General features: G+C 67.6%; 17 protein-coding genes. 11 read left to right on the top strand and 6 right to left on the bottom strand.

What is annotated here, in order from left to right; translation table 11 throughout:
• Window position 1 precedes the first annotated feature (1 nt).
• Window positions 2-1,003 carry an MBL fold metallo-hydrolase gene (locus QF046_RS14145; protein WP_307370952.1) on the top strand — a complete coding sequence of 334 codons (1,002 nt, stop codon included), beginning with the start codon at window positions 2-4 and terminating at the stop codon, window positions 1,001-1,003.
• Between the two features lie 29 nt (window positions 1,004-1,032).
• Here QF046_RS14145 and QF046_RS14150 read toward each other — a convergent pair whose 3' ends face one another.
• Entirely contained in the window at window positions 1,033-1,518 is a 486-nt protein-coding gene (locus QF046_RS14150; RefSeq protein WP_307370955.1) for a MaoC/PaaZ C-terminal domain-containing protein, read from the bottom strand.
• 105 nt (window positions 1,519-1,623) lie between these two features.
• On the opposite strand from QF046_RS14150, the gene QF046_RS14155 reads away from it, so the two are divergent.
• From QF046_RS14155 to pntB, 8 genes are all read left to right on the top strand, one after another.
• Window positions 1,624-3,204 (top strand): acyl-CoA carboxylase subunit beta, encoded by a 1,581-nt coding sequence (locus QF046_RS14155; RefSeq protein ID WP_307370957.1) that lies wholly within the window; start codon window positions 1,624-1,626, stop codon window positions 3,202-3,204.
• Complete coding sequence (locus tag QF046_RS14160) at window positions 3,204-3,548, top strand: EthD family reductase (protein ID WP_307370959.1); 345 nt, start codon at window positions 3,204-3,206, stop codon at window positions 3,546-3,548. The genes QF046_RS14155 and QF046_RS14160 overlap by 1 nt, the downstream gene beginning before the upstream one ends.
• A 2-nt stretch (window positions 3,549-3,550) precedes the next feature.
• Window positions 3,551-4,183: an EthD domain-containing protein gene (locus tag QF046_RS14165; RefSeq protein WP_307370961.1), complete on the top strand. Its 633-nt coding sequence runs from the start codon at window positions 3,551-3,553 to the stop codon at window positions 4,181-4,183.
• 84 nt (window positions 4,184-4,267) lie between these two features.
• Window positions 4,268-5,044: an electron transfer flavoprotein subunit beta/FixA family protein gene (locus tag QF046_RS14170; protein WP_307370964.1), complete on the top strand. Its 777-nt coding sequence runs from the start codon at window positions 4,268-4,270 to the stop codon at window positions 5,042-5,044.
• A 2-nt stretch (window positions 5,045-5,046) separates the two neighbouring features.
• Entirely contained in the window at window positions 5,047-6,030 is a 984-nt protein-coding gene (locus tag QF046_RS14175) for an electron transfer flavoprotein subunit alpha/FixB family protein (protein WP_307370966.1), read from the top strand.
• Between the two features lie 2 nt (window positions 6,031-6,032).
• A complete protein-coding gene (locus tag QF046_RS14180) occupies window positions 6,033-7,805 on the top strand; it encodes a cytochrome b/b6 domain-containing protein (RefSeq protein ID WP_307370968.1) in 1,773 nt (590 codons plus the stop codon).
• Between the two features lie 131 nt (window positions 7,806-7,936).
• Complete coding sequence (locus QF046_RS14185; RefSeq protein ID WP_307370970.1) at window positions 7,937-9,475, top strand: Re/Si-specific NAD(P)(+) transhydrogenase subunit alpha; 1,539 nt, start codon at window positions 7,937-7,939, stop codon at window positions 9,473-9,475.
• On the top strand, window positions 9,472-10,872 hold the full coding sequence (gene pntB / locus QF046_RS14190) for a Re/Si-specific NAD(P)(+) transhydrogenase subunit beta (protein WP_307370972.1): 1,401 nt from the start codon (window positions 9,472-9,474) through the stop codon (window positions 10,870-10,872). The genes QF046_RS14185 and pntB overlap by 4 nt, the downstream gene beginning before the upstream one ends.
• A gap of 91 nt (window positions 10,873-10,963) precedes the next feature.
• On the opposite strand, the gene QF046_RS14195 is transcribed toward pntB, so the two are convergent.
• Window positions 10,964-11,470 carry a GNAT family N-acetyltransferase gene (locus tag QF046_RS14195; protein WP_307370974.1) on the bottom strand — a complete coding sequence of 169 codons (507 nt, stop codon included), beginning with the start codon at window positions 11,468-11,470 and terminating at the stop codon, window positions 10,964-10,966.
• Between the two features lie 119 nt (window positions 11,471-11,589).
• Between QF046_RS14195 and QF046_RS14200 the strand changes: the two genes are divergently transcribed.
• A complete protein-coding gene (locus QF046_RS14200; protein ID WP_307370977.1) occupies window positions 11,590-12,150 on the top strand; it encodes a thioesterase family protein in 561 nt (186 codons plus the stop codon).
• 44 nt (window positions 12,151-12,194) lie between these two features.
• The gene (locus QF046_RS14205; RefSeq protein ID WP_307370979.1) at window positions 12,195-12,794 is read left to right on the top strand and encodes a hypothetical protein; all 600 of its coding nucleotides are present in this window, start codon (window positions 12,195-12,197) and stop codon (window positions 12,792-12,794) included.
• Window positions 12,795-13,013: 219 nt separating this feature from the next.
• On the opposite strand, the gene QF046_RS14210 is transcribed toward QF046_RS14205, so the two are convergent.
• From QF046_RS14210 to QF046_RS14225, 4 genes are all read right to left on the bottom strand, one after another.
• Entirely contained in the window at window positions 13,014-14,018 is a 1,005-nt protein-coding gene (locus tag QF046_RS14210) for a LacI family DNA-binding transcriptional regulator (protein WP_307370981.1), read from the bottom strand.
• Between the two features lie 17 nt (window positions 14,019-14,035).
• Window positions 14,036-14,572: a 2'-5' RNA ligase family protein gene (locus tag QF046_RS14215; RefSeq protein ID WP_307370983.1), complete on the bottom strand. Its 537-nt coding sequence runs from the start codon at window positions 14,570-14,572 to the stop codon at window positions 14,036-14,038.
• An 89-nt stretch (window positions 14,573-14,661) separates the two neighbouring features.
• Window positions 14,662-15,816, bottom strand: a complete 1,155-nt coding sequence (locus QF046_RS14220; RefSeq protein ID WP_307370985.1) for an ABC transporter ATP-binding protein — start codon at window positions 15,814-15,816, stop codon at window positions 14,662-14,664.
• Entirely contained in the window at window positions 15,813-17,549 is a 1,737-nt protein-coding gene (locus QF046_RS14225; RefSeq protein WP_307370987.1) for an iron ABC transporter permease, read from the bottom strand. The genes QF046_RS14220 and QF046_RS14225 overlap by 4 nt, the downstream gene beginning before the upstream one ends.
• Window positions 17,550-17,587 lie beyond the last annotated feature (38 nt).

Genomic DNA, 17,587 nt, shown 5'->3' on the forward strand with positions numbered 1-17,587 from the left:
GGTGGGTGTCGCGACCGTCGTGGCGGCGACGAGTCCGCAGCAGCAGGACGTCTGGTCGCGTCGACAGGTCCCTGCGATCGAGCAGGTCGCCGAGGGAGTGTGGGCGCTGCCGGTGCCCGTGACGCGCAATCCGATCAGGTTCACGTATGCCTATGTGATCCGGGCCGCTTCGGATGTCGTGCTGATCGACCCGGGCGCGACCAGCGCCGAGGGGGAGCAGGCGCTCGTCGACGGCTTCCGAGACATCGGCATCCCGCTTCACTCGCTGACCGGCATCGTCATCACGCACTACCATTTCGACCATTGGGAGGCCGCCGACGCGCTGGCGCGGCGGACCGGCGCCTGGATGGCGATCGGCTTCGAGGAGCAGGCCTGGATCGATCGCCTCACCGATGCGGACGTGAGCTCATCGGCCGCAGCTCAGCGCTTCCGTGCCCACGGTGTGCCGCACTCGCGGGCAGCGGAGTTCGCAGCGGTCGAGGACTACCGGTACACGAGAGAGCATGTTCGGCCGGACATCATGCTGCACGATGGGGACCTGCTGCCGGTGGCGGGCGCTTCCCTTCGCGTGCTGTCCACACCCGGGCACAGTCCGGGTCACGTGTGCATCCACGACGAGGCGCGGGAGCTGGTCTTCAGCGGCGACCACATCCTTCCCGGCATCACTCCTCACATCGCGCTCAATCCGTTCGGGGGCGGGGATCCGCTGAGGCAGTACCTGCAGTCGCTCGATGTCGTGGATCGCCTCGGCGACATCGAAGTGCTGCCGGCGCACGAGTTCCGCTTCTCAGGCCTTGGTGCGAGAACCCGCGAACTGCGTATCGACGTCGCAGATCGCCTGCACGAGGTCGTCGATGCGCTCGAGAGATGCCCCGGCGCCACCGTGTGGGAAGTCGCGTCGACGCTGACCTGGTCGCGCGCCTGGGCGCAGTTCGGTGTGGAGGCGCAGCGGATGGCGGTCGTCGAGACGGCCGCCTACCTCGCACACGTCCGGTCTGTCTGACGATCGTGATCGCAGGTCTGCAGGTCAGGTCACGTGGTGCGTCGTCGCACCAGGAAACTGGACGTGAACGTCATCACGACGTCGCCGTGCTGATTGCGGGTGGAGTAGTCGAGGGTCCAGATGCCGTTCTCAGGCTTCGATGTGGCCCGCGCCTCGCGCACGGTGGCTCGCACCGAGATGGTGTCGCCGATGAGCACCGGCCTGCTGGCCCTGACGCCGTCGAGCCCGAGCCACGCGATCACATTCCCCATGTACCCGAGCTGCGTGACCAGGCCGAGCGAGATCGACAGAGTGAGCGGGCCGTGCGCGATGCGCTCGCCGAACGGCGTGCTCGCCGCGTAGTCGGCGTCGATGTGGAACTGCACGATGTCGCCTGTGAGGCCGGCCCAGTTCACCAGGTGCGCCTCGGTGATCGTGATGCCGGTCGAGCGCAGCTCGTCGCCGGTGACGAGATCTTCCCAAAAGCGCTGGTGCGGCGCTATCACCGTTCCACTCGTCGCTGTCGGCTCGGTCATGAGGGCCTCCTTGCTCTCCGGAAAGCCTGCCAGATGGGCCACGGCTTCCGTTCTCAGTTAGACTAGCGTACGCTCGTTTGTAGTTCCACCCCACTCTGGAGGTCAATGATGACGAACGCTGTGACCACGACGGAGTCCGAGGACGGCGAGGCTCGGGCGACGACGGTGCACGACACCCTGGCGGCGCACACCGCCGCGGCCAAGCTCGGCGGCTCGCAGAAGAATCGCGACAAGATCAAGGCGTCCGGCAAGATGCTCGTGCGCGAGCGCCTCGCCTATCTCTTCGACGACGACGAGTTCATCGAGGATGGGCTGTTCGCGCGGTTCTCCGAGGGTCTCCCGGGTGATGCGGTCGTCTGCGCCTACGGCCGGATCGATGGCCGCGAGGTCTGTGTGATCGCGAACGACTACAGCGTCAAGGCCGGCACGTGGGGCTACCGCACGTTCGAGAAGATCACCTTCGCGCAGGAGACGGCATCCGCTGCCGGTATCCCGATCGTGTACCTCTTCGACTCCGCGGGGGCGCGCATCGACGAGCAGCTCGACAGCTTTGCCGGGCGCCACGCGTGGGGGAACATCTTCTACAACCAGGTGCAGATCTCCGGCCGCGTGCCGCAGGTGTGCGCGCTCTTCGGCCCGTCGCCGGCGGGTTCGGCCTACGTCCCTGCGCTGTGCGATCTGACGATCATGGTGCGCGGCCACGCGACCGCGTACCTGGGCTCCCCGCGTCTTGCCGAGATGGTCACGGGCGAGAAGGTGACGCTCGAGGAGATGGGCGGCGCGGAGATGCACTGCACCGTCTCGGGTCTGGGTGACGTTCTGGTCGAGGACGACATCGAGGCGCTCAACGCGATCCGCGTCTGGCTCGGCTTCCTGCCGGCGAACTGGGAGGCCCCAGCGCCGATGGCGCCGGCCGCGGAACCGCGCGAGGGCCGCAAGCTCAGCGACATCGTTCCGCTGCGCGAGGCCGAGGTCTTCGACATGGAGGAATTCGTCGAATCACTCGTCGACGAGGGCAGCTACTTCCCGTACAAGGAGCTCTTCGCGCCGGAGATGCTCACCGGCTTCGCCCGCATCAACGGTCAGCCCGTCGGCCTGGTCGCGAATCAGCCCAAGCACATGGGCGGCACGATCTTCCCGGACTCGTCCGACAAGGCCGCCCGGTTCATCTGGATCTGCAACGCCTACAACATCCCCATCCTCTTCCTGGTCGACATCGCCGGGTACATGATCGGCTCGGCCGTCGAGCGGCAGGGCATCATCCGTCACGGTGCGAAGATGATCTTCGCCGTGTCGGAATGCCGCGTTCCGCGCATCACCGTGCTCGTGCGCAAGGCCTACGGGGGCGGTTACCTCGCGATGTCCGGCGCCCCGATGCACCCCGATGCGATCATCGCCCTGCCGACGGCGCGTCCCGCGCTGATGGGTCCGGATGCCGCCGTCAACGGCGTCTACTACAACCAGATCCACGCGATCGAGGACCCGCAGGAACGAGCGGAGTTCGTCGCCGAGAAGACCGCAGAGTATGCCGAGGGTATCGACGTGTTCAAGATCGCCGACGCGAACGCGGTCGAGGCTGTCGTGCCCACGGATGAGCTTCGCGGCGAGCTGACCAAACGACTGCGGCTGTACAAGAAGCGGGATGCGGTGCCGGTTTCTCGGCGGCAGGCAGTGACGCCGGTCTGATGTTCCGCGTGATCGTCGTCATCCGCCGCAAGGAGGGGATGAGTCGCGAGGAGTTCTTGCGCCACTGGACGCAGGAGCATCCCGCCTTCGTGCGGAGACTGCCCGGCCTGCGCGGATATCGACAGAGCCCGGCTATCGAGCATCGCAAGGAGTGGCCGTACGACGGCATGGCCGAGCTCTTCTTCGACTCCGTGGCGGCTGTCGCCCGCGCGTTCGATGGCGTGCCGGCGGCCGAGCTCTTCGCCCACGAGGACGACTTCCTCGAGGATGTCACCTGGTTCATCGCCGATGAGCCGGTCGACGTGCCAGTGACGGCTGTCCCGGGCGCCGTGAACGGAGTGTGAGCATGCCCAAGCGAATCACCTATCTCACCAAGCGCGACGATCTCACTCGTGAGCAGTTTCGTGCGCACTGGGCGACACCGCATGCTGCGATCGCCGTCGACCTGCCGGGTGTCGTGTCGTACCGTCAGAACCACGTCGTGTCGGAGGGCGCTTCTCGGTACGACATCGACGGGATAGTCGAGCTGTGGTTCGCCAGCGACGACGCTGTCGGCGCGGGTCTGGACTCCGACGTCGCCGACCGGCTGATCGAAGACGAGCAGAGATTCCTCAGCGGGATCGTGGGAGGCACCGTGCTGTCGGGCGCCCCCACACCGCACTGGCCTTACAAGGTCTGGGTTCTCGTACGCACCCTCGCACCGTGGGCGGGAGACGGCGTTTCCGTCTGGGTGGACGACACTGCGACGTCGGTCGGCGCGCTGGGCCACGCGGTGAACGTCGCCGACGATGACGGACCCCGCCTCGTCCGCGAACGGCTTCGTGTGAGCCCCGAACCGCCCCGGGTGAGCGTGTGCTTCGGGTTCGAGAACATTGCCGCGGCGACCGGCGCCTGCGACGACATCGCCCGCGCGAGTCGTGACCTCGACGGTGTGATCGATGCGGATGTGCTCCTGGCGGAGGAGCTGGTCATCATCTGACCGCTGAAACTGGATATCATCAATACTGAAACCCAATTCCATCGTCGTGCGCGGGTAGGATCGGTACCGGCGCGAGGAGGTTCGATGAAGATCTACGTACTGGTGAAGGAAGTTCCCGACACCTATGGTGACCGCAAGCTCGATCTCGAGACGGGGTTGGCCGATCGTGCGGCCGGTGATGTGGTGCTCGATGAGATCACTGAGCGTGCTCTCGAGGTCGCACTGACATTCGCCGACAAGAACGAGGGCACCGAGGTGGTCGCCCTGTCGATGTCGCCCGAGTCCTCGACGGCATCGGTCCGGCGTTCGTTGGCGATCGGTGCGGGATCTGCCGTGCATGTCGTCGACGAGCAGCTGCGCGGTGCCGACCTCGGCCTCACCGCCGCGACTCTGGCCGCCGCGATCCGACGTGGCGAGCCCGATCTGGTGATCACTGGCAATCTCTCCACTGATGGTTCCGGTGGTGTGATCCCGGCGATGCTGGCCGAGCACCTGGGTTTCGCGCAGGCCACCGCGCTCAGCGCGGTCGAGATCTCCGCGGACGGTGTCTCCGGTACTCGTGCCGCGGATGCCGGGGCGCAGCAGGTGTCGGCATCGTTCCCGGCGGTGATCTCGATCACTGAGGCTCTGCCCGATGCGCGTTTCCCGAACTTCAAGGGCATCATGGCCGCGAAGAAGAAGCCCCTCGAGGTGCTCTCGCTCGCCGATCTCGGCGTCTCCGCCGACCCGGCCGAGGCCCCGCACACGATCATGACGACGGTGTCCGAGAAGCCGCCGCGCGCCGCCGGTGTGAAGATCACCGACGAGGGCGATGCGGCAGCTCAGCTCGTCGAATTCCTCGCGCAGAACAGGCTGGTGTGAGCATGGCTGGTGCAAACGGGGGCTACCCCGAGAACTCGATCCTCGTCGTCGCCGATCTCGGCCCTGACGGGGAGATTCTGACCAGTACTGCCGGGCTCATCGGCGCGGCAGCTGCGATCGGATCACCGGTCGCGCTCCTCGTCGGAGGGCTGCCTGCCGCGGCCAAAGCCGCCTCGGCGATGGGCGCGGAGGTCGTGCTCACGGCCCCCGGCGACGCGGGCTCGCTGACTGTGCCCTCTGTCGACGCGCTGCAGGCCGCGTATGAGCGGGTGCGTCCCGATGCGGTCCTGCTCTCGAACTCGATTGCCGGACGCGACATCGCAGGCCGTTTCGCCGTGCGCGCCAAGCTCGCCCTCTCGGTCGATGCGATCGGTGTCTCGCGCGACGAGGAGGGTGTCGTCGCCCACCACTCCGTATACGGCGGGGCGTACCTCACGCAGTCGGCGCCCACGTTCGGCGCACCCGTGATCACGGTGCGCATCGGCGCGATCGATGCGCGAGCAGATGCTGCCACCGAGGTCATCGAGGAGTTGGCGGTCACGGCATCCGGTGCCGTCGCCGCGACCGCCGGCGAGATCGCGGCGGTCGAGAAGACCTCTTCGCGTCCCGAGCTGCGCGGTGCGGCGAAGGTCGTCTCGGGTGGTCGCGGACTGGGCTCGAAGGAGCAGTTCGCGCTCGTCGAGCAGCTCGCGGATGCGTTGGGTGCCGCGGTTGGCGCCTCGCGTGCAGCCGTCGACGCCGGATACATCCCCTACGCGCATCAGGTCGGTCAGACCGGTGTCTCGGTGTCGCCGCAGTTGTACATCGCGCTGGGCATCTCGGGTGCGATCCAGCATCGTGCCGGTATGCAGACCGCCAAGACGATCGTCGCGATCAACAAGGACGGCGAGGCGCCGATCTTCGACGTCGCCGACTTCGGCATCGTCGGTGACGTGTTCACCATCGTGCCGCAGCTGATCGAGGCGATCGAAGCCCGGAAGAAGTAGCCATGGCCACCAGGATGCTGCGCCGCGGCCTGCCGCGGGTGAAGGGCGGCGAGGCCTGGCCTCCCGCCATCGAGATCGATGGCACCGTCGTGCTTGCTGCCGCGTCGGACGCTGCGGCGTCGAGTGCACGGGATCTCGCCGAGAGCACGGGTACGTCGCGCGAGGAAGCTGTGCGGTCGGCGACGTCCCGTGCTGTCGACGAAACGGCCGGTGCGGTGGCGGAGGCTCCCGCGGTGCAGGACACCGTTGCGCCCGTGGCCGCGGCGTCCGCGCCCGCGGCATCCGGGACGGCACTGCGCCGTGGACTTCCCCGCGTCGCCGGCGGAGACCCCTGGCCTCCCGCTTCCGCTTCCGCTTCCGCTTCCGCTTCCGCTCCTGCGGCGGCGCCGAGTGCACGGGATCTCGCCGAGAGCACGGGCACTTCACGTGAAGAAGCCGTGCCATCGGCGACGTCCCGTGCTGTCGACGCTCAGCCGGTGGCTGCACCCACTGCGGCCCCCGCAGCCCCAGCAGTTGCCGCTGCCGCAACCGCGGACGGCGTCGCGCTGCGGCGCGGGCTGCCGCGTGCGGCCGGCGGTGACCCGTGGCCTCCTGCCGGCACGTCCCGCGTTAGCGCCGCACCCGCGGCATCCGCTGTGCCCGAGCCCACCGTGCTCGAGACTGCACCCGCGGTCGCGACTCCCGCCGCCCAGGCGGGACCGGCGCCCGCCGCCGCATCGACCACGGTCGCGGTGGCATCCGCCCTTCGACAGGCTCAGGGGCCCAGCCCGGATGTCTCCACGCCGCTGCCGTTCGCGCGCACCGTCTGGCAGGGCACGACCCCGCGCCACGCGGCCGAGCCGGAGCGCGAGCCGTCGCGGTTGCGTCCGCCGTGGCCGCAGGCCATCGGCGGGCTGCTGGGCCTGGCCGCTCTGGGGCTGATCGCCGTCGCCGGCGTGTTCCTGATCCGCGCGTTCCTCAGCCTGTCGTTCATGCAGGACTTCCTGACGACCTACCCGGGCGAGTACCACCCGGCCGTCGACGTGAACCCCGGGTTTGCGCCGTGGGTGGGCTGGCAGCATTTCTTCAACATGTTCCTGATGGTGCTGATCATCCGCTCGGGTCTGCGGGTGCGGTCCGAGAAGCGGCCGACCGCATTCTGGACGGCCCGCGGCAAGGCCAAGACCAAGATCAGTCTCACGCTGTGGTTCCACCAGTCGCTGGATCTGCTGTGGATCATCAACGGCGTCATCTTCGTCGTGCTGATCATCACCACCGGCCACTGGGCGCGCATCGTGCCCACCAGCTGGGAGGTGTTCCCGAACGCACTGTCGGCGGGTCTGCAGTACGTCTCCTTCGACTGGCCGCTCGACAACGGCTGGGTGAATTACAACAGCCTGCAGCAGCTGGCCTACTTCACGACCGTGTTCCTCGCCGCCCCGCTGGCGGTGGTGACCGGGTTCCGGATGTCGGGGCTGTGGCCGACGAAGGCCGAGAAGCTGTCGAAGGCGTACCCGGTCGAATGGGCGCGGGCTCTGCACTTCCCGACCATGCTCTACTTCGTCGCGTTCATCATCGTGCACGTCGCGCTCGTGTTCCTCACCGGGGCGCTGCGCAACCTGAACCACATGTTCGCCTCGCTCGGCTCGGTCGACGGCGTGCAGTACGCCGCGAACTGGACCGGCTTCGGGATCTTCGTCCTCGCCATGATCGTGATCGCGGGCGGCTGGTTCGCCGCACGCCCACTCGTCCTCGCCCCCATCGCGAAACTGTTCGGGCAGGTCTCCGGGCGCTGAGCGGCCGGTCTTTCCGTTTCGGCAAGAACCTCGAATGTTGAGACGTCACGGAGCGGAGATCGTGGCGATCCTTCGCACCCGGTCAGTAGTCTGAGCGAGGCCGGCACGGATGCCGGGATGGAAGGATCGCGATGACGCAGATCGGAATCGTACGGGAAGGGCCGGATGAGGCGCGGGTCGCCGCGACCCCGGCCACCGTGCAGACCCTGGTGAAGCTCGGCTATGAAGTGGCCGTGGAAGAGGGCGCTGGAGCGCGCTCGTCGTACCCCGATGAGGAATACCGGCAGGCGGGTGCGCAACTGGTCCCGAGGGCGGATGCCTGGGCCAGCACGGTCGTGCTGAAGGTGATTCCGCCGACGGATGCCGAGATCGCCGCGCTGTCGGACGGGGCGACCCTCATCGCCCTGCTGTCTCCGGCGCTGCGGCCCGACCTGGTCGAGAAGCTCGCGCAGCGCGGCATCACCGCCCTGGCACTGGACGCCGTGCCGCGTATCTCGCGGGCGCAGTCCATGGACGTGCTCAGCTCGATGGCGAACATCGCGGGATACCGTGCCGTGGTCGAGGCCGCCAATGAGTTCGGACGCTTCTTCACCGGGCAGGTGACGGCTGCGGGCAAGGTTCCACCGGCCAAGGTGCTCATCGCCGGCGCCGGTGTCGCTGGCCTCGCCGCGATCGGTGCGGCTTCCAGCCTCGGTGCCATCGTGCGCGCCACCGACCCGCGCGCGGAGGTGGCCGACCAGGTGCATTCCGTCGGCGGCACATATCTGCCCGTCGACGTCGAGGTCGCGGCATCCTCCGACGGCTATGCCAAGGTCACCAGTGCGGACTACGACCGCAGGGCTGCGGAGATCTACTCCGAGCAGGCCGCGGATGTCGACATCATCATCACCACCGCGCTCATCCCCGGGCGCCCGGCGCCCCGGCTGATCACGGCATCCGACGTCGCGGCCATGAAGCCCGGCAGCGTGATCGTCGACATGGCGGCAGCTCAGGGCGGCAACGTCGAGGGCTCGGTCGCGGGGGAGCGGGTGGTCAGCGCCAACGGGGTGATCATCCTCGGCTACACCGACCTCGCCTCGCGGCTGGCGGCACAGGCTTCGCAGCTGTACGGCACGAACGTCGCCAACCTCGTCGCACTGCTGACGCCCGAGAAAGACGGGGTGCTCACGATCGACTTCGACGATGTCGTTCAGCGCTCCGTCACCGTCGTGCGCGACGGCGAGGTCACCTGGCCGCCGCCGGCCGTGCAGGTCGCGGCCGCGCCACCGGCATCCGCACCCGTCGCTGTCGTGCCCGTCGCGGCGAAGCAGCCGATGTCGACGGCCAGGAAGGTCGGCCTGATCGTCGTCGGCATCGCCGCGCTGTTCCTGGTCAACCTCTTCGCGCCCGCTCCGCTGCCCGAGCACTTCACCGTGCTGATGCTGTCGGTCGTGATCGGCTTCTACGTGATCGGCAAGGTGCACCACGCGCTGCACACGCCGCTCATGTCGGTGACCAACGCCATCTCCGGCGTGATCATCGTCGGCGCGATGCTGCAGATCACCGACGCGAACCCGCTCGTGCAGGTGATCGCGGCGGTCGCGGTGCTCCTGGCCAGCATCAACATCTTCGGAGGCTTCGCGGTGACCCGCCGAATGCTCAGCATGTTCACGAAAGGCGGCCGCAAGTGAGCGTCGACGCACTCGCCGGGGCCGCGTACATCGTCGCCGCGCTGCTGTTCATCCTGAGCCTCGCCGGGCTCAGCCGCCACGAATCCGCCCGTGCGGGCGTGATCTACGGCATGGTCGGCATGGCCATCGCGCTGCTGTCCACCCTGACCCTGACCCTCGCGGATGCCTGGGGCGCAGCCGGCTCGACGTTCGGACTCATCCTGCTCGGCGTCGGGGTGCTGATCGGCGCCGCGATCGGTCTGTGGCGGGCCCGGGTCGTGCAGATGACCGAGATGCCCGAGCTGATCGCCCTGCTGCACAGCTTCGTCGGACTCGCCGCCGTGCTGGTCGGCTGGAACGGTCACCTCGCCCACGCTCCGATCGCGGCCGAGCTGGTCGGAATCCACAACGCCGAGGTCTTCATCGGCGTCTTCATCGGCGGTGTGACCTTCACCGGCTCGATCGTGGCGTACCTGAAGCTGTCGGCGAAGATGTCCTCGCGTCCGCTCGTGCTGCCTGGCAAGAACGTGCTGAACGTCGGCGCGCTGGTGGCGTTCGTCGCCCTCACCGTGTGGTTCGTGGCCGACCAGCAGCTCTGGCTGCTGATCGCCGTGACCGTGCTGTCGTTCGCGCTCGGCTGGCACCTGGTGGCATCCATCGGCGGCGGCGACATGCCCGTGGTCGTCTCGATGCTCAACAGCTACTCCGGCTGGGCGGCCGCCGCGGCCGGCTTCCTGCTGAACAACGACCTGCTGATCGTGACCGGTGCGCTGGTGGGATCCTCGGGTGCGTACCTGTCGTACATCATGTGCAAGGCGATGAACCGGTCCTTCCTGTCGGTGATCGCCGGCGGCTTCGGCATCGTCGCATCCTCGTCGGGCGATGAGGAGATGGGCGAGTACCGCGAGACGACGGCGGATGCTGTCGCCACCCGCCTCGCCGAGGCGCAGAGCGTGATCATCACGCCGGGCTACGGCATGGCCGTGGCGCAGGCGCAGTACCCCGTCGCCGACCTGGTCTCCCGGCTCCGCGATCGAGGGGTCGATGTGCGCTTCGGCATCCATCCGGTCGCAGGGCGCCTGCCCGGGCACATGAATGTGCTGTTGGCCGAGGCTAAGGTGCCGTACGACATCGTGCTCGGCATGGACGAGATCAACGACGACTTCGCATCCACGAGCGTCGTGCTGGTGATCGGGGCGAACGACACCGTGAACCCCGCGGCAGCGGAGGACCCCGGCAGCCCCATCGCGGGGATGCCGGTGCTGCACGTCTGGGATGCCGAGAACGTCATCGTGTTCAAGCGCTCGATGGCCGCCGGTTACGCGGGCGTGCAGAACCCGCTGTTCTTCCGCGAGAACACGCAGATGCTGTTCGGGGATGCCAAGGAGCGCGTCGAGGACATCGTGCACGCGCTCTGACCCACGCAGAAGCCCGTCTATTTGTGCCGTACGCACGCTCCGGATGCCGGAAACCGTGCGTTACGCACAAACAGACGGGCTCTGTGGTGTCTCAGCGGACGAAGCGGACCTCGGTCAGAGTCTCTCCGAGGAACGGCTCGGTGTGGCTGGCGCCGTCCAGGGCGAAGCCGTTGCGCACGTAGAAGCGGTGCGCGCGCGGGTTGTCCTCGGCGACCCACAGGTACACCGGCTCGCCGGCGTCGACGGCGGCATCGAACAGCTGCTGGCCGAGACCCGTGCCCTGGTACTGCGCCAGCAGATAGATGAAGTACAGCTCGCGCAGCGACGGGGCGTCCTTGTCGCGGGCAGGACCCGAGCCGACGAAGCCGACGATCTCGCCGTCGACGAGAGCCGCGCTCATACGGAAGTCCTCGCCCTGATGAGCCCAGTTGGTCCACAGCTCGGCCATGCGGCGGGGCGAGATCCGCTCGAGTGCGGCCTTGCTGATCAGGTGGTCGTAGGTCTCGTGCCACGTCTGCGCGTGCACGCGACCCAGAGCCTCCGCGTCCACATCGCGGACCGGACGAACGATGATGTCAGGCTGGGCTTCGGCGCTCATGCCGCGACTCTACGCGCGCTGGCGCGACAGGTGAAATCGACGGACGACGCATGACGGCGTCTGTAGCATCCTGCCAACGAACTTGGGGGATCCGTCGAGGATCACTACTATCGGCGGTTGTGAATGTGATCTGGCGCACCCTCCTCGTGATCTTCCGTGCCCGCCTCCGGAATCGCCGAGGGCGCCGTATGGATGTCACCGACATCGGCCGCATCCGACTCACCACCCTCCCCACGGATCTCGACATCCTGCGGCACATGAACAATGGCCGCTACCTGTCGCTGTTCGACCTCGGACGCTGGGACCTGCTCATCCGCACCGGGCTGTTCGATGTCATGAAGGATCGCGGCTGGTACGCCGTCGTCTCCAGCGAGACGGTCACGTTCCGCAAGTCACTGCAGCTCTGGCAGCGCTTCGACATCGAATCGCGTTTCATCGGGCACGATGACAGGGCACTCTTCCTCGAGCATCGCGCGGTCGTCGACGGCGAGGTCTACGCCCGCGTCATCATGCGGGCACGGATGCTGCGCCGCAACGGCGGACTCGTCCATCACGATGAACTGTTCGCCACCGTCGGCCGGCCGGAGGGCGTGCCCGAGATCGACGACTGGATCCACGACTGGGTGTCCGCATCCGCCCTGCCGTCGACCCGGGTGCCCGCCCCCAGCGTCTGGAGCTGAGCGGCCCCGCCCCCTAGGCTGGATGCGTTCGCAAGGGGGACCACATGACGTACGAACCGCCGAGCGCCGGATCGCAGCCGCCGCGCTTCGACCCGACTGTGCCACCGCAGCCGATCGTGCCTCCGGCTGAACCGGTCGCGGATGCCGTGCCTGCGGCCCCCGGATACGCACCGCCGCCCGCGGCACCCGGGTATGCGCAGCACCCGCCGCCGGCGTACCAGCCGCCCGCGTACCAGCCGCCCGGGGCGTACCGGCAGCCATCGTCTCAGTCGCCGGCGTACCAGCCTCCGCCCCAGCCGCCGTACGCGGCACAGATGCGGCAGCCCGGATACGGCCCGCAGGGGTACCCCGTTGTCGCGTCGTACCCGGGGTACGGCGGAGCCCCCGGACCGTACTCCGCGGCACCGGGCGTCGGTGGTCTCGCGATCGCCGCGATCATCGTGTCCGGCGTCGCGTTCCTCGCCGGATGGATGCCGTTCATCGGCGCGATCCTGGGCATCGCCGGTCTCGTGCTCAGCATCCTGACCATGCGCCGAGGGCGGGGCCGCGTGCTCGGCATCATCGGCACCATCTTGTCGTCCCTCGCCCTGATCACCGGCGTACTGATGACGTTGGGATTCATCGCCTCCGTGCTCGGGGGGTAGGTGCGGAGCCACTGGACGCCGGGGCGACATCGCGCTCCATCATGGCGATCAGCTGCCTTCTGGGCATTCGGCCGAGGGCGTCTGGCGCTGAACTGCATGCCGGCGGTGCCTGACGCAGCCGAGTGAAGCCCCACCATCCGGCGAGCCTGGTTGCCTGCCGTCCGCGCTCGCCCACTGGCGGCGCACTCGCGAGGGCTGGGCTGGACGCGGGCAGAGACGCTAGGAGGGGGAGCGGCCGAGCGTGCGGCCGGGCACGAATCGGCCCGGCACACGCAAATCGACTGCGGGGCCTACGAAGCCGTCAAGTCTCTCTTGCACAAGTTCAACGGCGTGCCGCGCGAGCTCCTCCACAGGCTGCGCCACCGTCGTGAGCCCAAGGACCGACGAGAGATAGGGGCCCACGCCGTCGAAGCCCGTAACTGAGACGTCGTCGGGGCAGCGGATGCCCCATTCTTGTAGGTACTCGAGCACGCGGAGTGCCATCGCGTCGTCACCTGTCATGATCGCGGTCGCACCGGAATCGATCGCCGTGCGGAGTGCGTCACGGATCTGGGTGCCCCAGCGGCTGGGGCCCGCCGTTACCGTCGTCTGCGCACCCCGCACCACGAGTTGTGTAATGAACGAGGCGGTTCGCGCGTGCAAAGTGAACGCGTCGGGGTCCTGGGACGCCGTGACCGCCACGTGCCGGTGGCCCGCATCGGCAACGCGGTCGGCCAGCTCCGTCTCGCTCGCGTGCGCGATGTTGACGGCATCGAACTTCGGTCGAGTCAGCCCGAGCGAGATCGTCACCGTCGGAACGAAGCCAGCGGCGTACTCGACCGCGCGCTCAGAGGCTCGACCGCTCGCTATCAGAATGCCGCCCGCCCCGTGCCCGAGGAGGGTATTGATGGCCTGGATCTGAGCAGTCTCGCCGCCTGCCGCACCCACAATGAGCAGATCGATATCGAGACGTCCGGTCTGGCGTTGGATCGCAGCCGCGAGCTCTCCGTAAAATGAACGCTCGGCGCCACGGATGAGCAGACCCAACGTGGTTCTGCGCGCACTCGCGAGATCGGCGGCGCGTAAGTCGCGCACGTACCCGAGACGCTCTGCGGCAGCCTCGACGGCACGACGGGTCGCTTCGCTCACGCGCGGCGCCCCGCTGAGCGCTCTGCTCGCGGTCGCCTGCGACACACCGGCCGCGCGAGCGACCTCGGTCATGCTGACACGCTCACGGCGTTCCATTTCGGGTCCTCCGGCTCTCACGTGCGGGCCGCCGGCGACCCGACGAGCGTCCAGCGCTCGATTGTTTCAAACGTAAAGATACCGAGGTCCGGGCGTTGATCGACAGCCACGAGTGACACCTCTTTCACGGAACATGTCGTCGATCGGGCCATCTCGGAGAGCACCTTGTCCGCTGAGCCGTCACTGGTTTCAGACACACAGTAGGCCAGAGAGTAGTGGGGCGCATGCTGGGGTGAGGGAACCTCATCCGCCAACCCGGATGCTCGCGACACGTCCCGTATGACCCGCACGAGCTCTCCCCACCCGGCGGACTCCGCACTCGTCGCCTCGATGGCACGCTCACGCACCGCGGCGGGCGCGAACGAGAGCTCGAAGGCCGGTGTGCGAGTGAGCGCCTCGCCGATGCGCGTGAGGGCGTATGCGAAGTCGGTATCCGAGAACTCGTCGGCGTAGCTCTCGAGCCGCTGCACCGTGAGGTGCACGTATTCGAGCGGTTGCACGGCGATCCCCGGGGTGGTGCGCAGCGCATTCGAGAGCTCGGCCGCGTGCGCCATCAGCGCAGCCTCGCCCGTGAGCTCGACATAGAAGTGCAGAGCGCCCGAAAGCCGTCGCCACCTGGTATCGGGGCGATCGAAGAAGGGTTTCACCGTGCGGCCGTTTCACCTGACGCGACAACCCACATCGCCTCGGAGTCGATCGTGAGCGCGACCTCGTCGCCCACGGCCCGCAATACGCTCGACCCCGGTGCCTGGGATCTCATGCGCCCGGCGTCGGTCTCGATGTCGTAGTTCACGATGCTGCCGTCGAACGCCACCGCGACGACCCGGCCGCTGATCTCAGATGGACCGCCCACCGAGATGTCTTCCGCGCGCATCACGATGCTCACGGTGTCGCCCTCAGCGGATCCGGCAACGCCGCGCGAGGTGAAGGTGCCGAAGACGGTCTCTACGCTGTACACCGCGACGCCGTCGCTCTCCTCGCGTACTGACCGCAACGTGCCATCGACGAAGTTGCTCGTGCCGAGGAACGACGCCACGAAGCGGCTGTGCGGGCGCCGGTAGATCTCGGTGGGTGCACCCACTTGCTCGATGCGTCCCGCGTTCATCACGACGATGATGTCGGACATCGTGAGAGCTTCCGACTGGTCGTGCGTCACGAAGACCGCGGTCAGCCCGAGACGCTGCTGCAACGCGCGGATCTCGGCGCGCATCCGCACACGAAGCGATGCATCCAGGTTCGAGAGCGGTTCGTCGAAGAGCACGATCTTCGGCTCCATGACCAGCGCACGCGCAAGGGCGACGCGCTGCTGCTGGCCGCCCGAGAGCTGGTGTGGGTAGCGGTCGGCGTACTGCTCGATGCCCATGAGCTGCAGGCCCTCGTCCACCTTCGCCTGGCGTGCGCGCCGGTCGAGCTGCTTGAGCTTGAGGCCGAACGCCACGTTGTCGCGCACGCTCAAGTGCGGGAACAGCGCGTACGACTGGAACACCATGGACATGGGGCGCTTGTCGGGCGTCGTGCCGAGCATGCTCACGCCATCGAGCAGGATGTCGCCGGATGTCGGCCGCTCGAATCCGGCGATCATGCGCAACGTCGTTGTCTTGCCGCACCCCGAGGGGCCGAGGAGCGTCACGAAACTGCCCGCGGGGATGTCGAGGCTGATGGAGTCGACGGCGGCCTGCGTCGTCTTCTTCGCGTGGAAGAGCTTGGTGACGCCTTCGAGACGCACGGCTCCGCCGGTGGCGGTCGCGGCATCCGGGGTCGTCTGGGTCGTGTCGGTGAGCACGGGCACGGTATTCATCGCCGGACCCCCTTCTGTGAACGGTTGAGCAGTTGGAGGAGCGACGTCGCGATGATGAGGATGACGAACACCATCCCGATGAGGATCGTGCTGTAGGCGAATGCGTTGCCGAACCGGCCAGCGTCGACCTCGTCGAGGATCTGCGACGTCATGACCTTCGTCTGCGGCGTCGTGATGAAGATGATGGCCGTGATCGTGGTCATGGACTTCGTGATTGCGTACGTGATGGCCGTGACGACCGCGCCGCTCACGAGCGGGATGGTCACCTTGCGGAAGGTGGTCACCGCGTTGGCGCCGAGGGATGACGCAGCCTCCTCGACCTGCGGATTGATTTGCGCGAGGGCCGCGATCGAGGCCTGCTGGCCGGTCGGCACACCGCGCGCGACATACACCATAATGATCGCGATCATCCCGGAGCCGACCGCGAGCCCACCGGCGAGGGCCGGCAGAACCTGCACGCCCAGGAACCACGTGGGCTGGGAGTAGGCGAGGGCGAACCCGAGACCGAGGACGGTTCCCGGGATCGCCGCTCCGAGCATCCCGACGAAGTCGAGCACCTTGCCGGCCCGGGGAAGGTGCCTTACGACGAGCCACCCGATGGTGACCGATGTGAGCGCTGCGATGGGCGCCGCGATGAGGGTCATCGTGAGCGTCGTGCCGATCGCCGTCGAACCGAGGCGCTGCACGAACTCGTAGTGCGCGAGCGTCAGCGTGTTGTCGACGCCGAGGATCTTCACGAAGCCGCCGACGATGATCGTCGAGTACACGAGCACGACGAAAACGCTCCATGCTCCCGCGAGGATGCCGATGGGAATGACGATGCGCTTCGACGTGACGGGCTGCACGACGCCCGTGGGCTTGCCCGTGACCGTGATGACTGATTTGCGGCTCGCCCAGTACTTCTGCACGACGAACACCGAGAGTGCGGGCGCGAGCAGCACGAGGGCAATGCCTGCGGCGGATGCGATGTCGCCGCTTCCGGCGACGGCGAAGTAGATCTGGCTCGCGAGCACACGGTAGTCGCCGCCGATCACGAGTGGGTTCGCGAGGTCCGCAATTCCCTCCACGAAGAGCACGAGGAATGACGCGAGAAGGGCGGGCACGACCATCGGGATCGTGACGATGAACAGGGTGCGCAATTGCGTCGCGCCGAGCGTCGACGCCGCCTCGAACAGCGATGGGTCGAGGTTCTGGAACATGCCCTTGATGTTCATGTACGCGACGGGGGCGAAGGTCAGCGACAATACCATCACGAGTCCGGGGAGGCCGTAGACGTTGAGTTCGAGGCCGAACAGTTGGTACGAGACGATGCCGCGCTTGCCGAAGAGTGTGACGATCGCGGTCGCCGCCGCGAACGGCGGCGAGATGGTGGGCAGCAGCGTGATCCAGTGCAGGATGCGCTTGCCCCGGAAGTCGAGGAACACCTGCGCGTATGCGCACACGAAGCCGATCGCGGTGCCGACGACGCCGACGAGCAGGCCGAGCAGGATCGTGTTCCGAAGCGGCACGGAGTTGCCCGTGATCGCGGCGATCATCGCGGCGAGGCCGTCTTCCGAGAATCCGGCGCCGATGAGCTTGGCGACCGGGAGCCCGAGGATGAGCATGAGGCCCGCGATCACGACGAGCAAGACGATCGTGACGGTCGGGTCGTTGCGTGCGCGGCGATCCTGCGTGCGGATACGAATGCGGCCGCGTGCGCGCGTGGCGGTGTCGAAGTTCTGTTGGAGAAGCATGTGTCCCTCGGGTCGGGCAGGCCGGGCTGGGGCTGGGT

Origin of the sequence: Microbacterium sp. W4I4 (genome assembly GCF_030816235.1) — a bacterium.
GTDB lineage: Bacteria > Actinomycetota > Actinomycetes > Actinomycetales > Microbacteriaceae > Microbacterium.